Origin of the sequence: Vibrio cyclitrophicus, assembly GCF_024347435.1 — a bacterium.
Lineage (GTDB): Bacteria > Pseudomonadota > Gammaproteobacteria > Enterobacterales > Vibrionaceae > Vibrio > Vibrio cyclitrophicus.
In genome coordinates, this window is sequence record NZ_AP025480.1 from 23,936 (window position 1) to 45,807 (window position 21,872).

Annotated in this window: 13 protein-coding genes, 5 tRNA genes, 3 rRNA genes and 1 riboswitch; of the genes, 19 read left to right on the forward strand and 2 right to left on the reverse strand. The window is 46.0% G+C overall.

Annotation, left to right across the window (positions count from 1 at the left end):
* Positions 1–8: 8 nt before the first annotated feature.
* Positions 9–2,180 (reverse strand): fatty acid oxidation complex subunit alpha FadB, encoded by a 2,172-nt coding sequence (gene fadB, locus OCW38_RS00095; protein ID WP_016767551.1) that lies wholly within the window; start codon positions 2,178–2,180, stop codon positions 9–11.
* 227 nt (positions 2,181–2,407) lie between these two features.
* Here fadB and OCW38_RS00100 point away from each other — a divergent pair, with 227 nt between their 5' ends.
* The 19 genes from OCW38_RS00100 (at position 2,408) to thiH (ending at position 19,940) form a co-directional block, all read left to right on the forward strand.
* On the forward strand, positions 2,408–3,031 hold the full coding sequence (locus OCW38_RS00100; protein WP_016767552.1) for a YigZ family protein: 624 nt from the start codon (positions 2,408–2,410) through the stop codon (positions 3,029–3,031).
* Positions 3,032–3,065: 34 nt separating this feature from the next.
* Positions 3,066–4,523 carry a TrkH family potassium uptake protein gene (locus OCW38_RS00105; RefSeq protein WP_016767553.1) on the forward strand — a complete coding sequence of 486 codons (1,458 nt, stop codon included), beginning with the start codon at positions 3,066–3,068 and terminating at the stop codon, positions 4,521–4,523.
* 10 nt (positions 4,524–4,533) lie between these two features.
* Positions 4,534–5,061: a menaquinone-dependent protoporphyrinogen IX dehydrogenase gene (hemG, locus tag OCW38_RS00110; RefSeq protein ID WP_016767554.1), complete on the forward strand. Its 528-nt coding sequence runs from the start codon at positions 4,534–4,536 to the stop codon at positions 5,059–5,061.
* A 546-nt stretch (positions 5,062–5,607) separates the two neighbouring features.
* Positions 5,608–7,162 (forward strand): 16S ribosomal RNA (locus OCW38_RS00115).
* A 122-nt stretch (positions 7,163–7,284) separates the two neighbouring features.
* Positions 7,285–7,360, forward strand: a tRNA-Glu gene (locus OCW38_RS00120).
* Between the two features lie 2 nt (positions 7,361–7,362).
* Positions 7,363–7,438, forward strand: a tRNA-Lys gene (locus tag OCW38_RS00125).
* A 70-nt stretch (positions 7,439–7,508) separates the two neighbouring features.
* Positions 7,509–7,584: transfer RNA gene (locus tag OCW38_RS00130), tRNA-Val, on the forward strand.
* Between the two features lie 366 nt (positions 7,585–7,950).
* A 23S ribosomal RNA gene (locus tag OCW38_RS00135) occupies positions 7,951–10,844 on the forward strand.
* Positions 10,845–10,944: 100 nt separating this feature from the next.
* Positions 10,945–11,060, forward strand: a 5S ribosomal RNA gene (rrf, locus tag OCW38_RS00140).
* The 16S, 23S and 5S rRNA genes sit together here with 5 tRNA genes alongside, the layout of an rRNA operon.
* 67 nt (positions 11,061–11,127) lie before the next feature.
* A tRNA-Asp gene (locus tag OCW38_RS00145) sits at positions 11,128–11,204 on the forward strand.
* Between the two features lie 60 nt (positions 11,205–11,264).
* Positions 11,265–11,341, forward strand: a tRNA-Trp gene (locus OCW38_RS00150).
* Positions 11,342–11,660: 319 nt separating this feature from the next.
* Entirely contained in the window at positions 11,661–13,043 is a 1,383-nt protein-coding gene (locus OCW38_RS00155) for a multicopper oxidase family protein (protein WP_010440644.1), read from the forward strand.
* A 100-nt stretch (positions 13,044–13,143) separates the two neighbouring features.
* The gene (gene crcB / locus OCW38_RS00160) at positions 13,144–13,527 is read left to right on the forward strand and encodes a fluoride efflux transporter CrcB (protein ID WP_004736665.1); all 384 of its coding nucleotides are present in this window, start codon (positions 13,144–13,146) and stop codon (positions 13,525–13,527) included.
* 62 nt (positions 13,528–13,589) lie between these two features.
* Positions 13,590–13,688: riboswitch (TPP riboswitch) on the forward strand.
* A gap of 130 nt (positions 13,689–13,818) precedes the next feature.
* A complete protein-coding gene (gene thiC / locus OCW38_RS00165) occupies positions 13,819–15,768 on the forward strand; it encodes a phosphomethylpyrimidine synthase ThiC (RefSeq protein WP_102297778.1) in 1,950 nt (649 codons plus the stop codon).
* The gene (locus OCW38_RS00170; protein ID WP_010440648.1) at positions 15,768–17,060 is read left to right on the forward strand and encodes a thiamine phosphate synthase; all 1,293 of its coding nucleotides are present in this window, start codon (positions 15,768–15,770) and stop codon (positions 17,058–17,060) included. Before thiC ends, OCW38_RS00170 begins: the two co-directional genes overlap by 1 nt.
* Complete coding sequence (locus tag OCW38_RS00175) at positions 17,050–17,832, forward strand: HesA/MoeB/ThiF family protein (RefSeq protein ID WP_102270625.1); 783 nt, start codon at positions 17,050–17,052, stop codon at positions 17,830–17,832. The genes OCW38_RS00170 and OCW38_RS00175 overlap by 11 nt, the downstream gene beginning before the upstream one ends.
* Positions 17,829–18,038, forward strand: coding sequence for a sulfur carrier protein ThiS (gene thiS / locus OCW38_RS00180; RefSeq protein ID WP_010440653.1), 210 nt, complete (start codon positions 17,829–17,831; stop codon positions 18,036–18,038). The genes OCW38_RS00175 and thiS overlap by 4 nt, the downstream gene beginning before the upstream one ends.
* Positions 18,039–18,040: 2 nt before the next feature.
* On the forward strand, positions 18,041–18,805 hold the full coding sequence (locus tag OCW38_RS00185; protein WP_010440655.1) for a thiazole synthase: 765 nt from the start codon (positions 18,041–18,043) through the stop codon (positions 18,803–18,805).
* A gap of 7 nt (positions 18,806–18,812) precedes the next feature.
* On the forward strand, positions 18,813–19,940 hold the full coding sequence (gene thiH / locus OCW38_RS00190) for a 2-iminoacetate synthase ThiH (protein ID WP_010440657.1): 1,128 nt from the start codon (positions 18,813–18,815) through the stop codon (positions 19,938–19,940).
* Between the two features lie 135 nt (positions 19,941–20,075).
* Here the strand turns inward: thiH and OCW38_RS00195 are convergent, their stop codons facing one another.
* Positions 20,076–21,866, reverse strand: coding sequence for an aminopeptidase P family protein (locus OCW38_RS00195; protein WP_102297780.1), 1,791 nt, complete (start codon positions 21,864–21,866; stop codon positions 20,076–20,078).
* Positions 21,867–21,872: the final 6 nt, after the last annotated feature.

Consider the following 21,872-nt stretch of genomic DNA (forward strand, 5'->3'; position numbering starts at 1 on the left):
AATGTGGGTTACAGAGAACTGGCTTGTTGGCCGTCGTAAAAGCTTTCGCCCTTCGCTGCCATATCAAGCAATAGTTGAGGAACTTGGTACATTGCACCTAAGTCTTGGTAGCTCTTCGCCATTTCAACGAAGTTACCAATACCCACACTGTCTAAGTAGCGGAATACGCCGCCTCTGAATGGAGGGAAACCTAAACCGTAAACCAGTGCCATATCCGCTTCTTGCGGTGTCGCGATGATGCCTTCTTCTAAACAAAGCACCACTTCGTTGATCATTGGAATCATCACGCGCTGGATAATTGTCTGGTCATCAAAGTCTTGTGGCTGTTGGCATACGTCAGCCAAGATAGGAAGAATGTCTTCAGAGAAGGTCTTTTTAGGGCGACCGCGTTTGTCCACGCTGTATGTATAGAAACCGCTGCCGTTCTTCTGACCATATTTTTCAGCGACGTAAAGTGCGTCAATCGCATCACGACCTTCTTTGCCCATACGTTCAGGGAAGCCTTGTGCCATTACTGCTTGTGCATGGTGTGCTGTGTCTAAACCTACAACGTCTAGCAAGTAAGCTGGGCCCATTGGCCAACCGAATTTGCGCTCCATGACTTTATCGATCTTTGTGAAATCAGCACCGTCGCGTAGCAACATGCTGAAACCGCCGAAGTAAGGGAAAAGTACACGGTTAACGAAGAAGCCTGGACAGTCGTTAACAACGATAGGGGATTTACCCATCTTCGCTGCGTAAGCGACTACGCGATTAATGGTTTCTTCTGAAGTGTGCTCACCTCGGATGATCTCAACCAAAGGCATGCGATGTACTGGATTAAAGAAATGCATGCCACAGAAATTTTCTGGGCGTTTCAAAGATTTCGCTAACAGGTTGATTGGAATCGTTGAGGTGTTTGATGTAAGAACTGTGTCTTCACCAACCAAACCTTCCACTTCGCTCAAAACTGCTGCTTTTACTTTAGGGTTTTCTACAACCGCTTCCACAATCACATCTGACTGCTCAACCCCAGCGTAATGTAGGCTTGGGGTAATAGAAGACAGAATGCCTGCCATTTTGAATCCATCTAGGCGACCGCGTGATAAGCGCTTATTCAACAACTTAGAAGCTTCGCTCATACCAAGATCTAGAGACGCCTGTGCGATGTCTTTCATCATCACTGGCACGCCTTTCAATGCTGACTGGTAAGCAATACCGCCACCCATGATGCCAGCACCAAGTACTGCTGCACGTTCAGTAGCTTTGTTGGCAGACTTACCCGCTTGTTTCGCTAGGCCTTTGATGTATTGGTCATTAAGGAATAAGCCGACCAATGCTTTCGCTTCCTCAGATTTTGCTAGCTTAACGAAGTGTTTACGCTCGATATCCAATGCAGCATCACGATCACTACGTGCTGCTTCTTCGATAGCGATAACAGAAGTGATTGGGGCTGGGTAATGAGGTCCTGCTTTTTGAGCTACTAAGCCCTTAGCCATAGTAAAGCTCATCATCGCTTCTAGTTTGCTTAGCGAAAGCGCTGATGTTTTTTGTTTACGGCGTAGCTGCCAATCAAGTTTCTCATTGGCTGCCAAAGAAACCGTGTTAATCGCTGATTCTAGTAGTTGGTCGGTTTCAACAATCGCATCTAACAAGCCAACTTTAAGTGCTTCATCTGCACGACATGCTTTGCCTTGCGTGATAATTTCCATTGCGCTGTCAGCACCTATAACACGTGGCAGGCGTACACAACCACCAAAGCCAGGCATGATGCCCAGTTTGGTTTCTGGGAGACCTATGCTGGTGGTCTTGTCACCGATACGGAAATCGGTCGCTAAGACACATTCACAGCCGCCACCTAGGGCATGGCCACGCATCATTGAAAGAGTTGGGACAGGAAGGTCTTCGAGCTTGCTGAAGATTGAATTCGCGAATCTTAACCATTCATCAAGTTCTGCTTCTGGCTTAGCAAATAGGCCAAGAAATTCAGTGATGTCTGCGCCTACGATGAACGCGTCTTTGTTTGAAGTTAAGATTAAACCACGTAATCCAGCGTGAGCATTAAGAGCATCTAACGCTTTATCTAGTGATTCTAAAGTAGCAAGGTCGAGTTTGTTTACAGAGGCTGGCGCACAGAAGCTAAGTTCTGCAATACCGTCTTGTAATTCCTTTACCTGTAAGGTGTTAGCTTGGTAAATCATTGTCTATCTCCATGACATACAATCCACGATTGTTTGAGAGAATCTTGTTATCTTTCTATTATTGTAGAATACCTGGTAAGACCAGTTATGTTAGTCTGTACCTCTGCTTGATTAATTTCAATACATTTTTTAAACAATTGTTTAACATTGTGCGATGGCACAGATCCTCTAACCGTTATTATTCACGCGTGATACACTTCGCTGCTCTTATTAATTAAGTTAGCGATATGAATGAACAGCCTTATTTAATACCGTCAGCATCGGCTCTGTTTGAAGAAGAGATAAAGAAGAGCGTTTTCATTACTCAGCTTGCTCATACACCAAGTGTAGAAGCTGCTAAACAGTTCGTAGAACAGGTAAAAAAAGAGCATTCTTCAGCTCGACATAATTGTTGGGGATTTGTTGCAGGGCGACCTGAAGACTCGATGAAGTGGGGCTTTAGTGATGATGGTGAACCTTCTGGTACTGCTGGAAAGCCTATCTTGGCGCAACTGTCTGGTTCGGGTGTTGGCGAGTTAACAGCTGTTGTGACTCGTTATTCTGGCGGAATAAAACTCGGAACGGGTGGTTTGGTTAAGGCATACGGTGGAGGGGTACAACAAGCTCTCAAGCTGCTTCAAACTATCGAGAAAAAAATAACCACAAAATTACGGCTAGAGTTAGACTATGGTTTCGTGCCAATTGCACAATCTATTATGGCTCAGCATCAGGCTGTTGAGGTCCAAGCGGATTATGGTGTTCAAGTTGAGTTTATCATTGAGATAGAGCTCCTGCAGGTAGATTCGTTTACTCAGACCATGATCAATAAAAGCGGTGCCAAGGCACTGGTAACGAAAGTTAAAGACAACTAGGAAGTTTGAAGCATTTAGCTTCGTTCAATAGCTCATGCAATTTCGCTCAATTATTCGAATCGTCGGATTATTATTAGCACTTTTTAGTGTATCAATGCTCGCACCTGCGCTCGTCGCACTTATCTATAGAGATGGTGCGGGTGTACCATTTGTGACGACTTTTTTCGTTCTATTATTCTGTGGGGCAACTTGTTGGTTCCCCAACCGACGTTATAAACATGAGTTGAAAGCGCGAGATGGCTTTCTTATTGTGGTGTTGTTCTGGACGGTAATCGGCAGTGCGGGCGCATTGCCGTTTTTGATCGCCGATAACCCGAACGTTTCGGTAACCGATGCTTTCTTCGAATCGTTTTCTGCATTAACGACGACCGGTGCAACGGTAATTGTTGGCCTCGATGACCTACCTAAGGCAATTCTATTTTATCGCCAGTTTCTACAGTGGTTTGGTGGCATGGGTATCATCGTATTGGCGGTCGCCATCCTTCCCGTTCTCGGTATCGGTGGTATGCAGCTATATCGTGCTGAAATCCCAGGTCCAGTTAAAGACAGTAAGATGACTCCGCGTATTGCTGAAACGGCAAAAGCGCTTTGGTACATCTATTTGAGTCTAACTATTGCTTGTGCGGTAGCGTTTTGGCTTGCAGGTATGAGTTTCTTTGATGCAATCAGCCACAGTTTCTCTACTATTGCGATTGGTGGCTTCTCGACTCACGATGCGAGTATGGGCTATTTCAACAGTCCGGCGGTTAACATGATTACGGTCGTGTTCCTTCTTATATCTGCGTGTAACTATTCGCTTCACTTTGCTGCATTTGCTTCTGGGGGGGTCCATCCTAAATATTACTGGAAAGATCCTGAATTCCGCGCGTTTATCTTTATTCAGGCGGTCTTGTTCTTAGTTTGTTTTTTGTTACTGCTTAATCACCATTCTTATGACTCTTATTACGATGCCTTTGATCAAGCCTTGTTCCAAACGGTATCTATATCTACGACAGCAGGCTTCACCACTACTGGTTTCTCCGAGTGGCCATTGTTCTTGCCCGTTTTGCTTCTATTCTCTTCTTTTATAGGTGGATGTGCAGGCTCAACAGGCGGTGGTATGAAAGTCATTAGAATCTTATTACTTACTCTGCAAGGTGCTCGTGAAATGAAGCGTCTTGTGCACCCGCGAGCTGTCTATACCATCAAGGTCGGAGGTTCTGCGTTACCACAACGTGTCGTTGATGCGGTTTGGGGCTTCTTCTCTGCATACGCATTGGTTTTTGTGGTTTGTATGTTGGCTCTTATTGCTACAGGGATGGATGAGCTAAGCGCTTTCTCTGCTGTAGCGGCAACATTGAATAACCTTGGCCCAGGCTTAGGTGAAGTGGCAATGCACTTCGGCGATGTGAATGACAAGGCTAAATGGGTGTTGATCGTATCCATGCTGTTTGGCCGTTTAGAGATATTCACCTTATTAATTTTATTGACCCCTACGTTTTGGCGTAGCTAAGGACAACATTGTGGCAAAAGCTCTATTTTTGTATTCAAGCCGTGAAGGGCAGACCAAGAAAATATTGAACTATATAAAAGAAGAAATGAATGAATTCGAATGTGAGCTGCAAGATCTGCACACCATTGATAATGTCGACTTTGCTCAATACGACCGAGTTTTGATTGGTGCATCTATTCGCTATGGGCACCTCAATAAGAAGCTATATCAGTTTATTGATGCCAATCTTGCTCAGCTGCAATCAAACAAGGTTGCTTTCTTTTGCGTTAACTTAACAGCTCGTAAAGAAGAGCAAGGCAAAGATACTCCCGAAGGTAGCGCCTATATTAAGAAGTTTCTTCTTAAGTCCCCGTGGCAACCAACTTTGATCGGTGTGTTTGCGGGTGCCCTCTATTACCCTCGTTATAACTGGTTCGATAAAACCATGATTCGCTTCATTATGAATATGACAGGTGGAGAAACGGATACAACCAAAGAAGTCGAGTACACAAATTGGGAAAAAGTCTCTTTATTCTCTAAGAAACTGCAAGAGATGTAAGAGAAAAGCTTACTTTTGAGGCGTTTTGAGTTCTTTTTAATCGAACGAATAAAAAAACGAGAAAAACTTCAAAAAGGGCTTGCCAGTGTGATCGAAATCTCTATAATGCGACCTCGTTGAAACGGGAAGGCTTCTTAGGAAACCAAAGCGAATCAACAAGCCAAATTAGCCAAGCTAAGCGCTTGAAAAAAGTTTTGAAAATAGTGGTTGACACTAAAACTTAAATCGCTAAAATGGCCGTCCGATTTGAGCGAGGCTCAAAAAGGAAAAGCTCTTTAACAATTTAAACCTATCAATCTGTGTGGGCACTCGTTGATGAATATCAAAACGTTATTACTTAGGTAGTAACAGTTACTTCGGTAACAAACTTGATTTCAATGAACTGAGTGACCAATACGTTTAACTACTTGTAGTTATTCGGCACAGTCAATTCATTACCATTCTGTTGGAATGGTAATAGCTTTAGAATTACATGTTCATCAATCTTTTTCGAAAGAGCAATGAATATTAGTTTTGAAGTCAGTATTCGTTGAGTCACAAAATCTTAAATTGAAGAGTTTGATCATGGCTCAGATTGAACGCTGGCGGCAGGCCTAACACATGCAAGTCGAGCGGAAACGACATTAACAATCCTTCGGGTGCGTTAATGGGCGTCGAGCGGCGGACGGGTGAGTAATGCCTAGGAAATTGCCTTGATGTGGGGGATAACCATTGGAAACGATGGCTAATACCGCATAATGCCTACGGGCCAAAGAGGGGGACCTTCGGGCCTCTCGCGTCAAGATATGCCTAGGTGGGATTAGCTAGTTGGTGAGGTAATGGCTCACCAAGGCGACGATCCCTAGCTGGTCTGAGAGGATGATCAGCCACACTGGAACTGAGACACGGTCCAGACTCCTACGGGAGGCAGCAGTGGGGAATATTGCACAATGGGCGAAAGCCTGATGCAGCCATGCCGCGTGTATGAAGAAGGCCTTCGGGTTGTAAAGTACTTTCAGTTGTGAGGAAGGGTGTGTAGTTAATAGCTGCGCATCTTGACGTTAGCAACAGAAGAAGCACCGGCTAACTCCGTGCCAGCAGCCGCGGTAATACGGAGGGTGCGAGCGTTAATCGGAATTACTGGGCGTAAAGCGCATGCAGGTGGTTCATTAAGTCAGATGTGAAAGCCCGGGGCTCAACCTCGGAACTGCATTTGAAACTGGTGAACTAGAGTACTGTAGAGGGGGGTAGAATTTCAGGTGTAGCGGTGAAATGCGTAGAGATCTGAAGGAATACCAGTGGCGAAGGCGGCCCCCTGGACAGATACTGACACTCAGATGCGAAAGCGTGGGGAGCAAACAGGATTAGATACCCTGGTAGTCCACGCCGTAAACGATGTCTACTTGGAGGTTGTGGCCTTGAGCCGTGGCTTTCGGAGCTAACGCGTTAAGTAGACCGCCTGGGGAGTACGGTCGCAAGATTAAAACTCAAATGAATTGACGGGGGCCCGCACAAGCGGTGGAGCATGTGGTTTAATTCGATGCAACGCGAAGAACCTTACCTACTCTTGACATCCAGAGAAGCCAGCGGAGACGCAGGTGTGCCTTCGGGAGCTCTGAGACAGGTGCTGCATGGCTGTCGTCAGCTCGTGTTGTGAAATGTTGGGTTAAGTCCCGCAACGAGCGCAACCCTTATCCTTGTTTGCCAGCGAGTCATGTCGGGAACTCCAGGGAGACTGCCGGTGATAAACCGGAGGAAGGTGGGGACGACGTCAAGTCATCATGGCCCTTACGAGTAGGGCTACACACGTGCTACAATGGCGCATACAGAGGGCAGCAAGCTAGCGATAGTGAGCGAATCCCAAAAAGTGCGTCGTAGTCCGGATTGGAGTCTGCAACTCGACTCCATGAAGTCGGAATCGCTAGTAATCGTGAATCAGAATGTCACGGTGAATACGTTCCCGGGCCTTGTACACACCGCCCGTCACACCATGGGAGTGGGCTGCAAAAGAAGTGGGTAGTTTAACCTTTCGGGGAGGACGCTCACCACTTTGTGGTTCATGACTGGGGTGAAGTCGTAACAAGGTAGCCCTAGGGGAACCTGGGGCTGGATCACCTCCTTATACGAAGATACCACGATGAGTGTCCACACAGATTGATTAGGTTTAGAAAAGCAAAGAGATGAAGAACTCCCAAGTTCTTCAAGGTTTGTTTCTACTTTTAAAAGTAGAGATAAATTAGCAGTGTCCCGTTCGTCTAGAGGCCTAGGACACCGCCCTTTCACGGCGGTAACAGGGGTTCGACTCCCCTACGGGATACCATTGGGTCGTTAGCTCAGTTGGTAGAGCAGTTGACTTTTAATCAATTGGTCGCAGGTTCGAATCCTGCACGACCCACCATTCTTTCTCCGCGTAAAGGATGGCTTTTATTTTCACTTTTATTAAAAGTGAAGACAAAAGAAACTATCGTGGGCGATTAGCTCAGTTGGGAGAGCACCTGCCTTACAAGCAGGGGGTCACTGGTTCGAGCCCGGTATCGCCCACCATTCTCTAAATATTCTTGGTTATTTACATATCCAAACCACTTCTTTTGTCGTTGGTTGGTATCTTTGACCCTGAGAGTCTTTAGAAAATGTGAATTTTAGAACACTGTTCTTAAAGTCTCATGCTCTTTAACAATTTGGAAAGCTGACTGATTGATTACTTACGAGTAATTCAATCAAATTTAAAAGTTCTCAATGTTTATCTTTCATTAGATAAACACAACAAACACATTCAAGTGTCTTGTATTCGATTCAAACTTGTTTGAATCACAATTGAGTCCGGCAAACAGTTATCAAGAATTAACCCTTCTTGATGACAACCAAAAACCTTGGTTAGTTGCCATACGCTAAGACCCTTTCGGGTTGTATGGTTAAGTGACTAAGCGTACACGGTGGATGCCTTGGCAGTCAGAGGCGATGAAAGGCGTAATAACTTGCGATAAGCCCAGATTAGGTAGTAATAACCTTTTGAGTCTGGGATTCCTGAATGGGGAAACCCACTTGCATAAGCAAGTATCCTGTTGTGAATACATAGCAACAGGAGGCAAACCGGGGGAACTGAAACATCTAAGTACCCCGAGGAAGAGAAATCAACCGAGATTCCGAAAGTAGCGGCGAGCGAAATTGGATTAGCCCTTAAGCTTTTAATGATGCAGGTGAAGAGTCTGGAAAGTCTCGCAACAAAGGGTGATAGCCCCGTAACCGACACATCATAATCAGTGAAAACGAGTAGGGCGGGACACGTGATATCCTGTCTGAATATGGGGGGACCATCCTCCAAGGCTAAATACTACTGACTGACCGATAGTGAACCAGTACCGTGAGGGAAAGGCGAAAAGAACCCCTGTGAGGGGAGTGAAATAGAACCTGAAACCGTGTACGTACAAGCAGTAGGAGCACCTTCGTGGTGTGACTGCGTACCTTTTGTATAATGGGTCAGCGACTTAATTTTAGTAGCAAGGTTAACCGTTTAGGGGAGCCGTAGGGAAACCGAGTCTTAACTGGGCGTACAGTTGCTAGGATTAGACCCGAAACCAGGTGATCTAGCCATGGGCAGGTTGAAGGTTGAGTAACATCAACTGGAGGACCGAACCGACTAATGTTGAAAAATTAGCGGATGACTTGTGGCTAGGGGTGAAAGGCCAATCAAACCTGGAGATAGCTGGTTCTCCCCGAAAGCTATTTAGGTAGCGCCTCGGACGAATACTACTGGGGGTAGAGCACTGTTAAGGCTAGGGGGTCATCCCGACTTACCAACCCTTTGCAAACTCCGAATACCAGTAAGTACTATCCGGGAGACACACGGCGGGTGCTAACGTCCGTCGTGGAGAGGGAAACAACCCAGACCGCCAGCTAAGGTCCCAAAGTATAGCTAAGTGGGAAACGATGTGGGAAGGCTCAGACAGCCAGGATGTTGGCTTAGAAGCAGCCATCATTTAAAGAAAGCGTAATAGCTCACTGGTCGAGTCGGCCTGCGCGGAAGATGTAACGGGGCTAAGCTATACACCGAAGCTGCGGCTACGTACCTTAGGGTATGTGGGGTAGGGGAGCGTTCTGTAAGCCGTTGAAGGTGGTCTGTAAGGGCTGCTGGAGGTATCAGAAGTGCGAATGCTGACATGAGTAACGATAAAGGGAGTGAAAAACTCCCTCGCCGGAAGACCAAGGGTTCCTGTCCAACGTTAATCGGGGCAGGGTAAGTCGACTCCTAAGGCGAGGCCGAAAGGCGTAGTCGATGGGAAACGGGTTAATATTCCCGTACTTCTTACAATTGCGATGGGGGGACGGAGAAGGCTAGGTGGGCCTGGCGACGGTTGTCCAGGTTCAAGTATGTAGGCGGGTGGTTTAGGTAAATCCGGACCGCTACTAACGCTGAGATACGATGTCGAGCTACTACGGTAGTGAAGTCATTGATGCCATGCTTCCAGGAAAAGCCTCTAAGCTTCAGATTGTAAGGAATCGTACCCCAAACCGACACAGGTGGTCGGGTAGAGAATACCAAGGCGCTTGAGAGAACTCGGGTGAAGGAACTAGGCAAAATGGTACCGTAACTTCGGGAGAAGGTACGCTCTTATCAGTGAAGTCCCTTGCGGATGGAGCAGACGAGAGTCGCAGATACCAGGTGGCTGCAACTGTTTATTAAAAACACAGCACTGTGCAAAATCGTAAGATGACGTATACGGTGTGACGCCTGCCCGGTGCCGGAAGGTTAATTGATGGGGTTAGACTTCGGTCGAAGCTCTTGATCGAAGCCCCGGTAAACGGCGGCCGTAACTATAACGGTCCTAAGGTAGCGAAATTCCTTGTCGGGTAAGTTCCGACCTGCACGAATGGCGTAATGATGGCCACGCTGTCTCCACCCGAGACTCAGTGAAATTGAAATCGCTGTGAAGATGCAGTGTACCCGCGGCTAGACGGAAAGACCCCGTGAACCTTTACTACAGCTTGGCACTGAACATTGAACCTACATGTGTAGGATAGGTGGGAGACTATGAAATTGCGTCGCTAGATGTGATGGAGTCGTCCTTGAAATACCACCCTTGTAGTTTTGATGTTCTAACGTTGGTCCCTGAATCGGGATTACGGACAGTGCCTGGTGGGTAGTTTGACTGGGGCGGTCTCCTCCCAAAGAGTAACGGAGGAGCACGAAGGTGGGCTAAACACGGTTGGACATCGTGTGGTTAGTGCAATGGCATAAGCCCGCTTGACTGCGAGAATGACAATTCGAGCAGGTGCGAAAGCAGGTCATAGTGATCCGGTGGTTCTGAATGGAAGGGCCATCGCTCAACGGATAAAAGGTACTCCGGGGATAACAGGCTGATACCGCCCAAGAGTTCATATCGACGGCGGTGTTTGGCACCTCGATGTCGGCTCATCACATCCTGGGGCTGAAGTCGGTCCCAAGGGTATGGCTGTTCGCCATTTAAAGTGGTACGCGAGCTGGGTTTAGAACGTCGTGAGACAGTTCGGTCCCTATCTGCCGTGGGCGTTGGAAAATTGAAAGGGGCTGCTCCTAGTACGAGAGGACCGGAGTGGACGAACCTCTGGTGTTCGGGTTGTCATGCCAATGGCATTGCCCGGTAGCTAAGTTCGGAATCGATAACCGCTGAAAGCATCTAAGCGGGAAGCGAGCCTTGAGATGAGTTTTCCCTGGCACTATAAGTGTCCTAAAGGGTTGTCGTAGACTACGACGTTGATAGGCAGGGTGTGTAAGTGCTGCGAGGCATTGAGCTAACCTGTACTAATTGCCCGTGAGGCTTAACCATACAACACCCAAGGGGTTTTGTGGACTCAAAGAAAGACAGACCTTGAATGCGTTTGAAGAGACATAACTTTTAAATACAGTTTTCCGAATTTTAAAATTTGCTTGGCGACCATAGCATTGTGGACCCACCTGATTCCATGCCGAACTCAGAAGTGAAACACAATAGCGCCGATGGTAGTGTGGGGCTTCCCCATGTGAGAGTAGGACATCGCCAGGCTTTAAATTAAATCTTTAGGTTGACCAACCTGGAGATATGGACGCTCACTTAGTGAGTTGACCACTGCGGAGTGGTAGTTCAGTTGGTTAGAATACCGGCCTGTCACGCCGGGGGTCGCGGGTTCGAGTCCCGTCCACTCCGCCACTTATTCGATAACCTCGCCTAGTGCGAGGTTTTTTCGAATCTGAAGCAAGATAAAGTTTTAGGGGTGTAGCTCCAATTGGCAGAGCAGCGGATTCCAAATCCGCGTGTTGGGAGTTCGAATCTCTCCACCCCTGCCATATTTAAAGCTCCAGCAGAAATGCTGGAGCTTTTTTGTATCTGTCACTTTTTCAAAGTGACGTTGAGGACCGGAGTGTCAGCCAAGTCGACTATATTGATCCCCATCGAAGCAGAAATCCTAGAGTCTTTTTGATTTATATTTGTTCGATTTTTAATTGATAATTACCTACCTTGAATAGAATATTGTCTTAGAAATGTAAGTGCTTACTTATCTCAGTCTCTTTTATAAGCAATTAACAACACAATCCACACTTCTTTATGAGAATTATTCTCAATATTTTGTTACATTTTGGTCGTTATTACTAAAAGGCAACAAATATGGATATTTCCCGTCGTAAGTTTATTCAATCATCTCTCGCTATATCTGCATTAACAGTACTACCCGCTTGTTCAATGAAGCGGTCTGCTGATGAGCAAGGAAAGTATGTTTATGACTTAACTGCTGAGCCCTCAACAGCAGAGTTAGTGAAGGGATTTAATACCAATATTTTGGGTTTCAATGGCCAGATTCCAGCGCCAACGATTCGATGTCGACAGGGTGAAAAGGTCACGATCCGCTTTACGAATAAGCTATCAGAGCCGACGACTATTCATTGGCATGGTTTAAGAATTCCTATCGAAATGGATGGGGTTCCCTTCTTAAGTCAGCCACCAATCATGCCAGGTGAAACATTCATTTATGAGTTTACGCCGCCAGATGCCGGTACGTTTTGGTATCACCCACACATGAATAGCGTGAAGCAGCTTGGTATGGGCTTAGTTGGTCTTATTATCGTAGAAGAGAGCAATCCAGTACGGTTCGATGAAGAACACGCATTGATGCTTAAGCATTGGCACATCGACAAGCAGGGTCAATGGAAAGATTTAATGATCCCACGACTCAGTGCTCGTATGGGCACTCCTGGGGAGTGGAGTAGTGTTAATGGAGTCCATGAACCCGTATATCAGTTGAAGCAGTATGCAGCGACTAGACTGCGTATTGCTAATGTCGATAATACGATCACTTACCCTATTGCTGTCGAAGGGGCTGAAGCATGGGTTATAGCCATCGATGGTAATCCTGTAAAAACGCCTTATAAACTGACTCAACATAAAATTGGTCCGGGTATGCGTGTTGATATCGGACTGATCGCTCCTAAAGCTGGTGAGCGAGTTAACGTTCTCCATATGAAGGGGCGTTTCCCATTTTCTTTGTGTGAATTTGAAGTCGTAGATTCAGCATTTGCTCAAGGACGTTCGTTGCCATTACTACCATTGAATCCAGTGCCCAACCTAGATCTTGCTAATGCTGAAGAGATCGACTTTTTATTTGAATGGGAAGGGGCTGTTTCTCCAGTATCCAAAGATGGAAAATCGATGCCTAAGTTTTGGCTAACAAATAAAAGAGCATGGGAAGGAATGAGCAAAGACAATATTCCTGAACCATTGGCGACTTTAGAGTTGGGTAAGACTTACATATTCGATCTTAAGAACGTCACTCAATATCATCACCCGATTCATATTCATGGTCATACATTTACTGTATTGGAACTTGATGGTAAAAAAATTGAAGAGCCTTTCCATACCGATACAGTGTTACTTGGAAAAAATGGCCGAGCTAAAGCTGCATTTGTTGCAGACAACCCCGGACGCTGGATGTACCACTGTCATGTAATTGAGCACATGAAAACAGGATTGATGGGATATATTGAAGTTAAGTGACACCTGTAACGTTTAATATTTGCGCATGCATTCTTAGTTTCTACCCTCGCTTTTATCGACGGTAAAGCTAGAATATAGGGACTATTGTTTGGGAGGATTCATGGGTCAGTTATCTATTTTAGGTTTTATTGCCATTGGTGGCGCATTTGGTGCTTGTTCGCGTTATTTGATTTCAGAGTTATGTGTGGTGATGCTAGGGCGTGGTTTCCCTTACGGTACGCTAACTGTTAACGTGATTGGCTCTTTAATTATGGGCTTACTCATCGCAGCGTTTGAGAATGAGATGGTTGCAACAGAACCATGGAGACAAATTATCGGTCTTGGCTTCCTTGGAGCACTGACTACATTTTCTACATTTTCGATGGATAACGTGCTTCTTATGCAGCAGGGTGCTTTCTTTAAGATGGGACTCAATGTGCTACTCAACGTGGTTCTCAGCATCTCAGCAGCATGGATCGGCTTCCAACTTTTGATAAAGTCTTAAAACTTTCTTACGATTTGTTAACAACTCGGCTTGGTTTATCCGAGCCATTTTTATATACTCGATCGAACTTGTCGGAGTGCCATATGGCTGAGACCGTTAACTCGGGATCCGTTGAACCTGATCAGGCTAATACCTGCGAAGGGAACAAGAGTAGATATCTAACTAGAGTCCTTCTAGAGATCTATCTCCAGATCACAACTGTATTTTCTTGTTGTGATCCCTCTTGTAGCATCAAATCCGTCAAGCATTTTTATCCCTATAAATAATGGCTAAAAGCCAAGGAAAAATGCTATGTCGAGTCGTAAACAAGCAAGACTGGAAGCGAAGAATTTCATTGATTCTTTATCCGTACAACCTTATCCAAATTCAAAAAAAGCTTACATTCAAGGATCTCGAGCGGATATTCAAGTCCCTGTCCGAGAAATATCACTCGCTGATAGCCTTGTGGGTGGCAGTAAAAAAGAGCCTGTATTCGAACCTAATGCACCCATTCAAGTTTACGATACCTCCGGTGTTTACACAGATCCTACACACGAAATAGACCTGTATAGCGGTCTTCCTAAGTTGCGAGAGCAATGGATTGAAGAGCGTGGTGATACGGAACTGTTAGATGATGTAAGCTCTGTTTACACCAAAGAACGTTTACAAGATGAAACCCTAGACGACCTTCGCTACGGCAACCTACCTAGAATTCGTCGCGCGACTGGCGATCAATGTGTTACTCAGCTGCACTATGCTCGTCAGGGAATTATTACTCCTGAGATGGAGTACATTGCGATACGTGAGAACATGGGACGTCAGAAATTCGCTGATGAGCAGCTGAACCACCAACACCCTGGCCATAACTTTGGCGCAAACCTGCCGAAAGAGATCACCCCTGAGTTCGTACGTAAAGAAGTCGCTGAAGGCCGAGCTATCATCCCGTCGAACATCAACCACCCAGAATCAGAACCTATGATTATTGGCCGAAACTTCTTAGTGAAAGTGAACGCCAATATCGGTAACTCTTCAGTAAGCTCTTCGATTGAAGAAGAAGTTGAGAAGCTAGTCTGGTCGACTCGCTGGGGTGGCGATACCGTGATGGACCTTTCCACCGGCCGTAATATCCACGAGACTCGCGAATGGATCTTGCGTAATAGCCCAGTACCAATTGGTACGGTTCCTATGTATCAGGCACTTGAAAAAGTGAATGGCGTTGCGGAAGACCTTAACTGGGAAGTGATGCGCGATACCTTGATTGAACAAGCAGAGCAGGGTGTTGATTACTTTACTATCCACGCAGGCTTATTGCTTCGCTACGTTCCTATGACCGCTAAACGTGTGACTGGTATTGTCTCTCGTGGCGGCTCCATCATCGCGAAATGGTGTCTTGCTCATCACCAAGAAAGTTTCCTTTATACCCACTTCCGTGAGATCTGTGAGATCTGTTCGAAGTACGATGTTGCTCTATCATTAGGTGACGGTTTACGTCCGGGTTCTATTGCAGATGCTAATGATGAGGCTCAATTCTCGGAGTTACGGACCCTAGGTGAGTTGACTAAAGTGGCTTGGGAATACGACGTTCAGGTGATTATTGAAGGCCCTGGACATGTACCAATGCACCTGATTAAAGAGAATATGGACGAGCAGTTAGAGCACTGCCACGAAGCACCTTTCTATACTTTAGGTCCACTGACGACAGATATTGCCCCTGGTTACGACCATATTACCTCTGGTATTGGTGCCGCCATGATTGGTTGGTACGGCTGTGCGATGCTGTGTTATGTAACCCCTAAAGAGCACCTAGGCTTACCAAACAAAGAAGACGTGAAGACTGGCTTGATTACTTATAAGCTGGCAGCGCATGCAGCAGACTTGGCAAAAGGACATCCGGGCGCACAGATCCGCGACAATGCATTATCAAAGGCGCGTTTTGAATTCCGTTGGGAAGACCAATTTAATCTAGCTTTAGATCCGGAAACCGCGCGTTCTTTCCACGATGAAACCCTGCCACAAGAGTCGGGTAAGGTTGCTCACTTCTGCTCTATGTGTGGACCTAAATTCTGCTCGATGAAGATCTCTCAGGAAGTACGAGAGTATGCGAAAGACACCGAACAAGTGGCGGCTGATCAGGCTATCGAAATTAAGATGTTGGATAACCCGTTGGAAGGGATGCGTCAGAAATCACAAGAGTTCCGTGATACCGGCTCTGAACTTTACCACCCTGCAGTAGGTGCAAAAGAAGCTCAATTAGAGGAATAATGACAGTGAAGATACTCATCCCATCTCAAAATATTGAGTTAACGGGAGAGGTGCAGAACTGTCTATTGGTTGCTAAGCGACAAGGTTTGGCAACCGATACAGTTGAGTTGGGCGTAAGCCCAACTCAATACTTCTCTATCGTTGATGCTCAGCAGGCGTTATCTATTGGCTTCGTTCATGATGTTGATTCATTGGCGGAGTGTAAGTTAGCGGAACTGAATCATGTTGTTGATTACAGTCATTCTGTCGCGCTAACTGACGTTTGTGGTGCCTTTACACAATCTCCAAACACTATCTATATTGGTGTCTCAGATGATTCATCTGTAATGGATATTTGGTCTCACCTAGATGCTAATCGTGTCATTAAGAGTGAAACTACAGCTCATCAAGAATTAGATAGTAGTGGTCATTTTGCTTGGTTACTTACTTTGTTGGCGCTGGAATTCCCATTAGAAGACGCACTAGTTTTAGCTCGCGCTGCATCGAATGTTTCACGTGGAACATGGCCAGCACATTATCAAGACTTTCCTATCCCTGTTCTTGAAGATCAACGGTTGGACATAAGCGTAGGTTGGGCTAACCAAGGAACATCACTTTATTTTCCTGAATTGAATAAGAGTAGCCTCGGTTTATACCCCGTAGTTGATGATGTTGAGTGGATCGAAAGATTACTCAAGCTTGGAATCAACACTGTCCAACTACGTATTAAGAACCCGCATCAAGCGGACTTAGAACAACAAGTCACACGATCTATCGAGCTTGGTCGAGAGCATAACGCTCAAGTTTTTATCAATGATTACTGGCAGCTTGCACTCAAGCATGACGCTTTTGGTGTTCACTTGGGGCAAGAGGATATTGAAGAATCAAACCTCTCACAGTTGAGCCAAGCGGGTATTAAGATCGGACTCTCGACTCATGGCTATTACGAGTTGCTACGCATTGTTCAAATCAACCCAAGCTATATTGCGCTAGGGCATATCTTCCCAACAACAACTAAACAGATGCCATCGAAACCTCAGGGTTTAGTTCGTTTATCTCTGTATCAACAGCTGATTGATACTATCCCATACACAGAAGAACTTACTGGCTATCCGACGGTTGCTATTGGCGGTATTGACCAATCGACAGCCGAGCAGGTGTGGGAGTGTGGGGTATCGAGCTTGGCGGTGGTACGTGCGATTACATTGGCGGAAGACCCACAGAAAGTGATCGAATTTTTCGAAAAACAGATGACGTCTAAACCTTCAACTCTCAAAGAAGAGGTTATGTCGGAGCCTAGCTATGCTGAGTGACTTTGAATTCATTCGTTATCAACGACAAATTGCGTTATCTGAAGTGGGTGAGCAAGGGCAACGCAACTTACTAAATAGTCATGTGTTGTTGATTGGTTGTGGTGGCTTAGGTAATGCCGCGTCTCTTTATCTAGCTGCTTCTGGTGTTGGAAAGATCGTGCTGGTTGATGATGATTGTGTCGATTCATCGAACCTGCAACGGCAGGTCGCGTTCAGGGAAAGTCAGTTAGGTTCGCTTAAGGTTGAAGCGTTAAAGCAACAACTGAGTGAGCTCAATGGTCGCAGCCAAGTAAGAACCATCAATCAACGAATGAGTGAAAGTCAGCTTGAGCTTGAAGTGATGCTAGCTGACTTAGTGTTGGATTGTACTGACAACTTCGCGTCACGCCAGCAGGTTAACCAAGCATGTTTCAGCACGAAGACCCCTTTGATTTCTGGTTCTGCAATTGGCTGGAAAGGCCAGTTTATTGTATTTGATTATCAGAATCAGAAAGGGTGCTATCACTGCTTGTTCCCGTTCAGACAGCATCCACAAACGACGCGTTGTAGCGATAGCGGCATCATAGGCCCAGTTGTTGGCACCATAGGTAACCTTCAAGCTTTGGCTGCTATTCAACGTCTAACTCGTGGTGAGTTTCAGGTCGCAACACATCAACTCAAACTGTTCGATGGCCAGACGATGAATTGGCAAAACCTTATGGTCACTCAAGATAGTGAATGTCTTGTGTGCAGTGCGTCTGTAGTTAAGCATTTAGAAGAAGAAATCCAATGAGCCATATAACTATCTCGATAAACGAACAATCAGAACAAGTAGCACACTCGTCGTCTCTAGCGGACATTATCCAAGTTCTAGCATTACCTGATCTAGGTTGTGTGTTTGCAATCAATAATGCGGTTGTCCCGCGTAGCCAGTGGCAACAAACAGTCGTTAATGAAGGCGACGCTATATCTCTTTTCCAAGCCATTGCAGGAGGCTAACCATGTTAACTATCGCAGATAAAACGTTTCAATCACGACTCTTCACTGGAACGGGTAAGTTCGCCAATAAGCAATTGATGGCGAGTGCTATCGAGGCCTCAGGTTCGGAATTGGCAACTATGGCGCTTAAGAGAGTTGATATTCGCTCTGAGCAAGACGACATTTTACAACCCATCATTGATGCTGGCGTGAACTTACTACCGAATACGTCAGGTGCTAAGAATGCAAAAGACGCCATCTTTGCTGCGCATTTGGCTCGTGAAGCTCTAGGCACAAATTGGCTCAAACTGGAAATTCACCCAGATCCAAAGTACTTGATGCCAGACCCAATTGAAACGCTTAAAGCTGCTGAGCAACTGGTTAAAGATGGCTTTATTGTGTTGCCTTACTGTCATGCCGATCCAGTATTGTGTAAACGCTTGGAAGAGGTGGGTTGTACTGCGGTTATGCCGCTAGGTGCCCCAATTGGTTCAAACAAAGGTATCGCTTCGGCAGACTTCTTAGAGATCATTATCGACCAAGCGAATGTCCCTGTGATTGTGGATGCAGGCATAGGTGCACCATCTCATGCTGCTCGCGCAATGGAAATGGGCGCAGATGCAGTGTTAGTGAATACGGCGATTGCGGCTTCCCAACAACCTGTTGATATGGCGATTGCTTTTAAGTTGGCAGTTGAAGCAGGTCGTATGGCTTACCTTGCTGGTCTCGCTGGTCAGGTATCTCACGCGGTTGCTTCCAGTCCGTTAACTTCATTTCTAGACGAGTAATATTGCCATGACGTTTGTTGATCGATTTAAACAGCTCAACTGGGATGACATTGGTATGTCTATCTTCAGTAAAACGGCAGCGGATGTTGAACGTGCTCTGAGTAAACCCAAACGCGACCTAGAAGACTTTAAGGCTCTGATCTCTCCGGCGGCAGAACCTTACTTAGAGCAGATGGCACAACAATCGTTGGCGCTAACTCGTAAGCGATTTGGTAATACAATGTCGCTTTATATTCCTTTGTATCTCTCGAATCTATGCGCGAATGCATGCACGTATTGTGGTTTCTCAATGGAGAATCGTATCAAGCGCCGCACGCTTACTTTGGATGAAATTGATGCCGAAAGTGCGGCTATCAAAAAGATGAAGTTTGATAGCGTTTTGTTGGTCACCGGTGAACATGAAACTAAGGTCGGGATGAATTACTTTCGACAGGTGTTGCCGACTATCAAAAAGCAATTTAACTACCTTGCAATGGAAGTGCAGCCGCTTGATCAACATGATTACGCAGAGCTTAAATCTCTCGGTTTAGATGCTGTTATGGTTTACCAAGAGACTTACCAGCCAAGAACTTACGCTGAGCATCATCTACGTGGCAATAAAATGGATTTTGAATATCGTCTTGAAACTCCTGATCGCTTGGCAAAAGCGGGGATCGATAAGATAGGTATTGGTGCCTTGATTGGTTTGGAAGATTGGAGAACCGACTGCTTCTTTGTTGCTGCTCACTTGGATTACCTGGAGCGCACTTATTGGCAGACTCGCTATTCAATTTCATTCCCGCGTCTTCGCCCGTGCGAGGGTGGAGACGGTAATGGAGGCTTGCAGCCTAAGTCGGTCATGAACGATAAACAGTTGGTTCAGCTTATCTGCGCATATAGACTCTTAAACCCTGAGGTCGAGTTATCTCTATCTACTCGTGAGTCAGCAACCTTCCGCGACAATGTGTTGCCATTAGGAATCACCAGTATGTCGGCTGCGTCAAAAACCCAACCTGGTGGTTATGCTTCGGGTGAGGAAGAACTCGAACAGTTTGAGATAAGTGATGAGAGAAGTGCTGCCGATGTTGAGTCGATGATTCGTCAGCGTGGTTTCGACCCAGTGTGGCGAGACTGGCACAGTGCCTATTCTGGTTAATCAACGTTTGGTTGATGTTCCACGTGAAACATCGATGGGATGCTATCGACAAACAAAAACGGCTACCTTTAGGTAGCCGTTTTTATATCTAATTTAGCGAGCTTGTTTTGGTTAAGTAAACAGCCTAGAAAGCTATTAAGCGTGAGCTAATGGTGTCGTTGATTGACGTAGCCATTCCAACGTATCACCTTCAACTAATGGGCTAACGTCGCTCCATACTTTTTGATGGTAGTCGTTCAGCCATGCCAGTTCAGGTCGTGTTAGCAAATCAACATTGATGTTGCGCTTATCGATTGGGCAACGAGTTAGTGATTCAAACGTCAATACAGAGAAGTCACCCTGAGTTGGCAGCTCAACAACCAGTTCTAGGTTCTCGATGCGGATACCAAATTCATCAGCACGGTAGTAACCTGGTTCGTTTGATAACACCATACCTTTAACTAGAGGCACGTCGATTAACTTCTTAGAGATACTTTGTGGGCCTTCATGAACACTTAGGAAGTGACCTACACCATGACCAGTACCGTGGTCGTAGTCGAAGCCTTCAGCCCATAAGTGCTGGCGCGCTAGGATATCCAGTTGGAAACCACGAGTGCCTTGTGGGAAACTAGCTCGTGCGATGCCGATATGACCTTTAAGTGCGAGAGTGAACTGTTGAATCATTTCGTCGCTTGGTTGGCCAATCGCGATAGTACGAGTGATGTCCGTTGTACCATCTAAGTACTGACCGCCTGAATCGACTAGGTACAGAGTATTCAGTTCTAGCTTACCTGGTTCAGGTTGGTTCTCATGGTTGTAGTGACACATAGCTGCGTTTCCGCCTGCAGCTGAAATCGTGTCAAAACTTAGGTCCATCAGCGTCGGGTCTTGCTCGCGGAATGATTGTACTTTGTCTGCTAGTACAGCTTCGTTGTGCAGGTTACCTTGCGCGACTTCTGCATCAATCCAAGACAGGAATTTCGCCATCGCCACGCCATCTCGAATGTGACACGCTTTCATACCTGCAATCTCAGTTGCGTTTTTAGCAGCTTTTGGCATTAGGCATGGGTCTGCTGCTTCAATGATGTGAGCGCCAGCGTTTTGCAGAACAAGCGTGTACCAAGCATTGCTCGTGCTTGAATCTACAGATACATTTCTATTTTCTAAAGACTGAAGGCGCACTTCAAGCTCTGATGGGTGAGAAACTCGAATACCATTACCAACGTGTGCTTCAAAGCCTGCTGGGATGCGTGCTGGGTCTAGGAAGAAATCGACGCTTTCATCAGCGTGAATGATTGCATTAGACAGTACAACAGGTAGGCGAGATACGTCCAAACCACGAATGTTAAGCAACCAACAGATCGAATCGAGCTCGGTAAGGATAGCGGCGTCCGCACCTTTTGCTTTTAGTAAGCCAGCAATCTCCGCACGTTTGCTTTCACTTGATTGACCAACGGCATCTGTTGCCATTAGGCGAACATCAGATACAACAGGCTCAGGACGGTCAGACCAAAGCGCATCAATCGGGTTTGCTGATAACGTTGTTAGCTCAACTTTCTCCGCTAGTTTTGCTTGTGCGCCTTTCAACCAAGCAGCGGTGTGCATGCGTGGGTCGAATGCAACCTTACTACCTTGAGGCAATGAGTTGATGATCCAATCTAAAGCCGGTTCTTCAATAAGGTGGCGATACTCAAATAACTCTGCTGGTACCTGCTTACGAACCTGAACGGTGTAGCGACCATCAACAAAAATAGCAGCAGTTTCACGAGTGATAACAGCGGCACCTGCAGAGCCAGTGAAACCTGTTAACCAGTGAAGTCGCTCGTTATGAGCAGGAACGTATTCACCTAGATATTCGTCTTCGTGTGGAATGATAACGGCATCTAGGTTGTTTGTTTCAAGCCAAGTTCGAACCGCAGCAACGCGTTCAGCAGTGATATTGTGCATCTGTGT

Excerpts from the sequence above, each read along its gene's own strand:
- OCW38_RS00170 (WP_010440648.1), top strand. The coding sequence starts at position 15,768 with ATGACAGTGAAGATACTCATCCCATCTCAAAATATTGAGTTAACGGGA.
- thiH (WP_010440657.1), top strand. The coding sequence starts at position 18,813 with ATGACGTTTGTTGATCGATTTAAACAGCTCAACTGGGATGACATTGGT.
- OCW38_RS00155 (WP_010440644.1), top strand. The coding sequence starts at position 11,661 with ATGGATATTTCCCGTCGTAAGTTTATTCAATCATCTCTCGCTATATCT.
- OCW38_RS00175 (WP_102270625.1), top strand. The coding sequence starts at position 17,050 with ATGCTGAGTGACTTTGAATTCATTCGTTATCAACGACAAATTGCGTTA.
- OCW38_RS00100 (WP_016767552.1), top strand. The coding sequence starts at position 2,408 with ATGAATGAACAGCCTTATTTAATACCGTCAGCATCGGCTCTGTTTGAA.
- OCW38_RS00185 (WP_010440655.1), top strand. The coding sequence starts at position 18,041 with ATGTTAACTATCGCAGATAAAACGTTTCAATCACGACTCTTCACTGGA.
- crcB (WP_004736665.1), top strand. The coding sequence starts at position 13,144 with ATGGGTCAGTTATCTATTTTAGGTTTTATTGCCATTGGTGGCGCATTT.
- OCW38_RS00195 (WP_102297780.1), bottom strand. The coding sequence starts at position 21,866 with ATGCACAATATCACTGCTGAACGCGTTGCTGCGGTTCGAACTTGGCTT.
- thiC (WP_102297778.1), top strand. The coding sequence starts at position 13,819 with ATGTCGAGTCGTAAACAAGCAAGACTGGAAGCGAAGAATTTCATTGAT.
- thiS (WP_010440653.1), top strand. The coding sequence starts at position 17,829 with ATGAGCCATATAACTATCTCGATAAACGAACAATCAGAACAAGTAGCA.
- OCW38_RS00105 (WP_016767553.1), top strand. The coding sequence starts at position 3,066 with ATGCAATTTCGCTCAATTATTCGAATCGTCGGATTATTATTAGCACTT.
- fadB (WP_016767551.1), bottom strand. The coding sequence starts at position 2,180 with ATGATTTACCAAGCTAACACCTTACAGGTAAAGGAATTACAAGACGGT.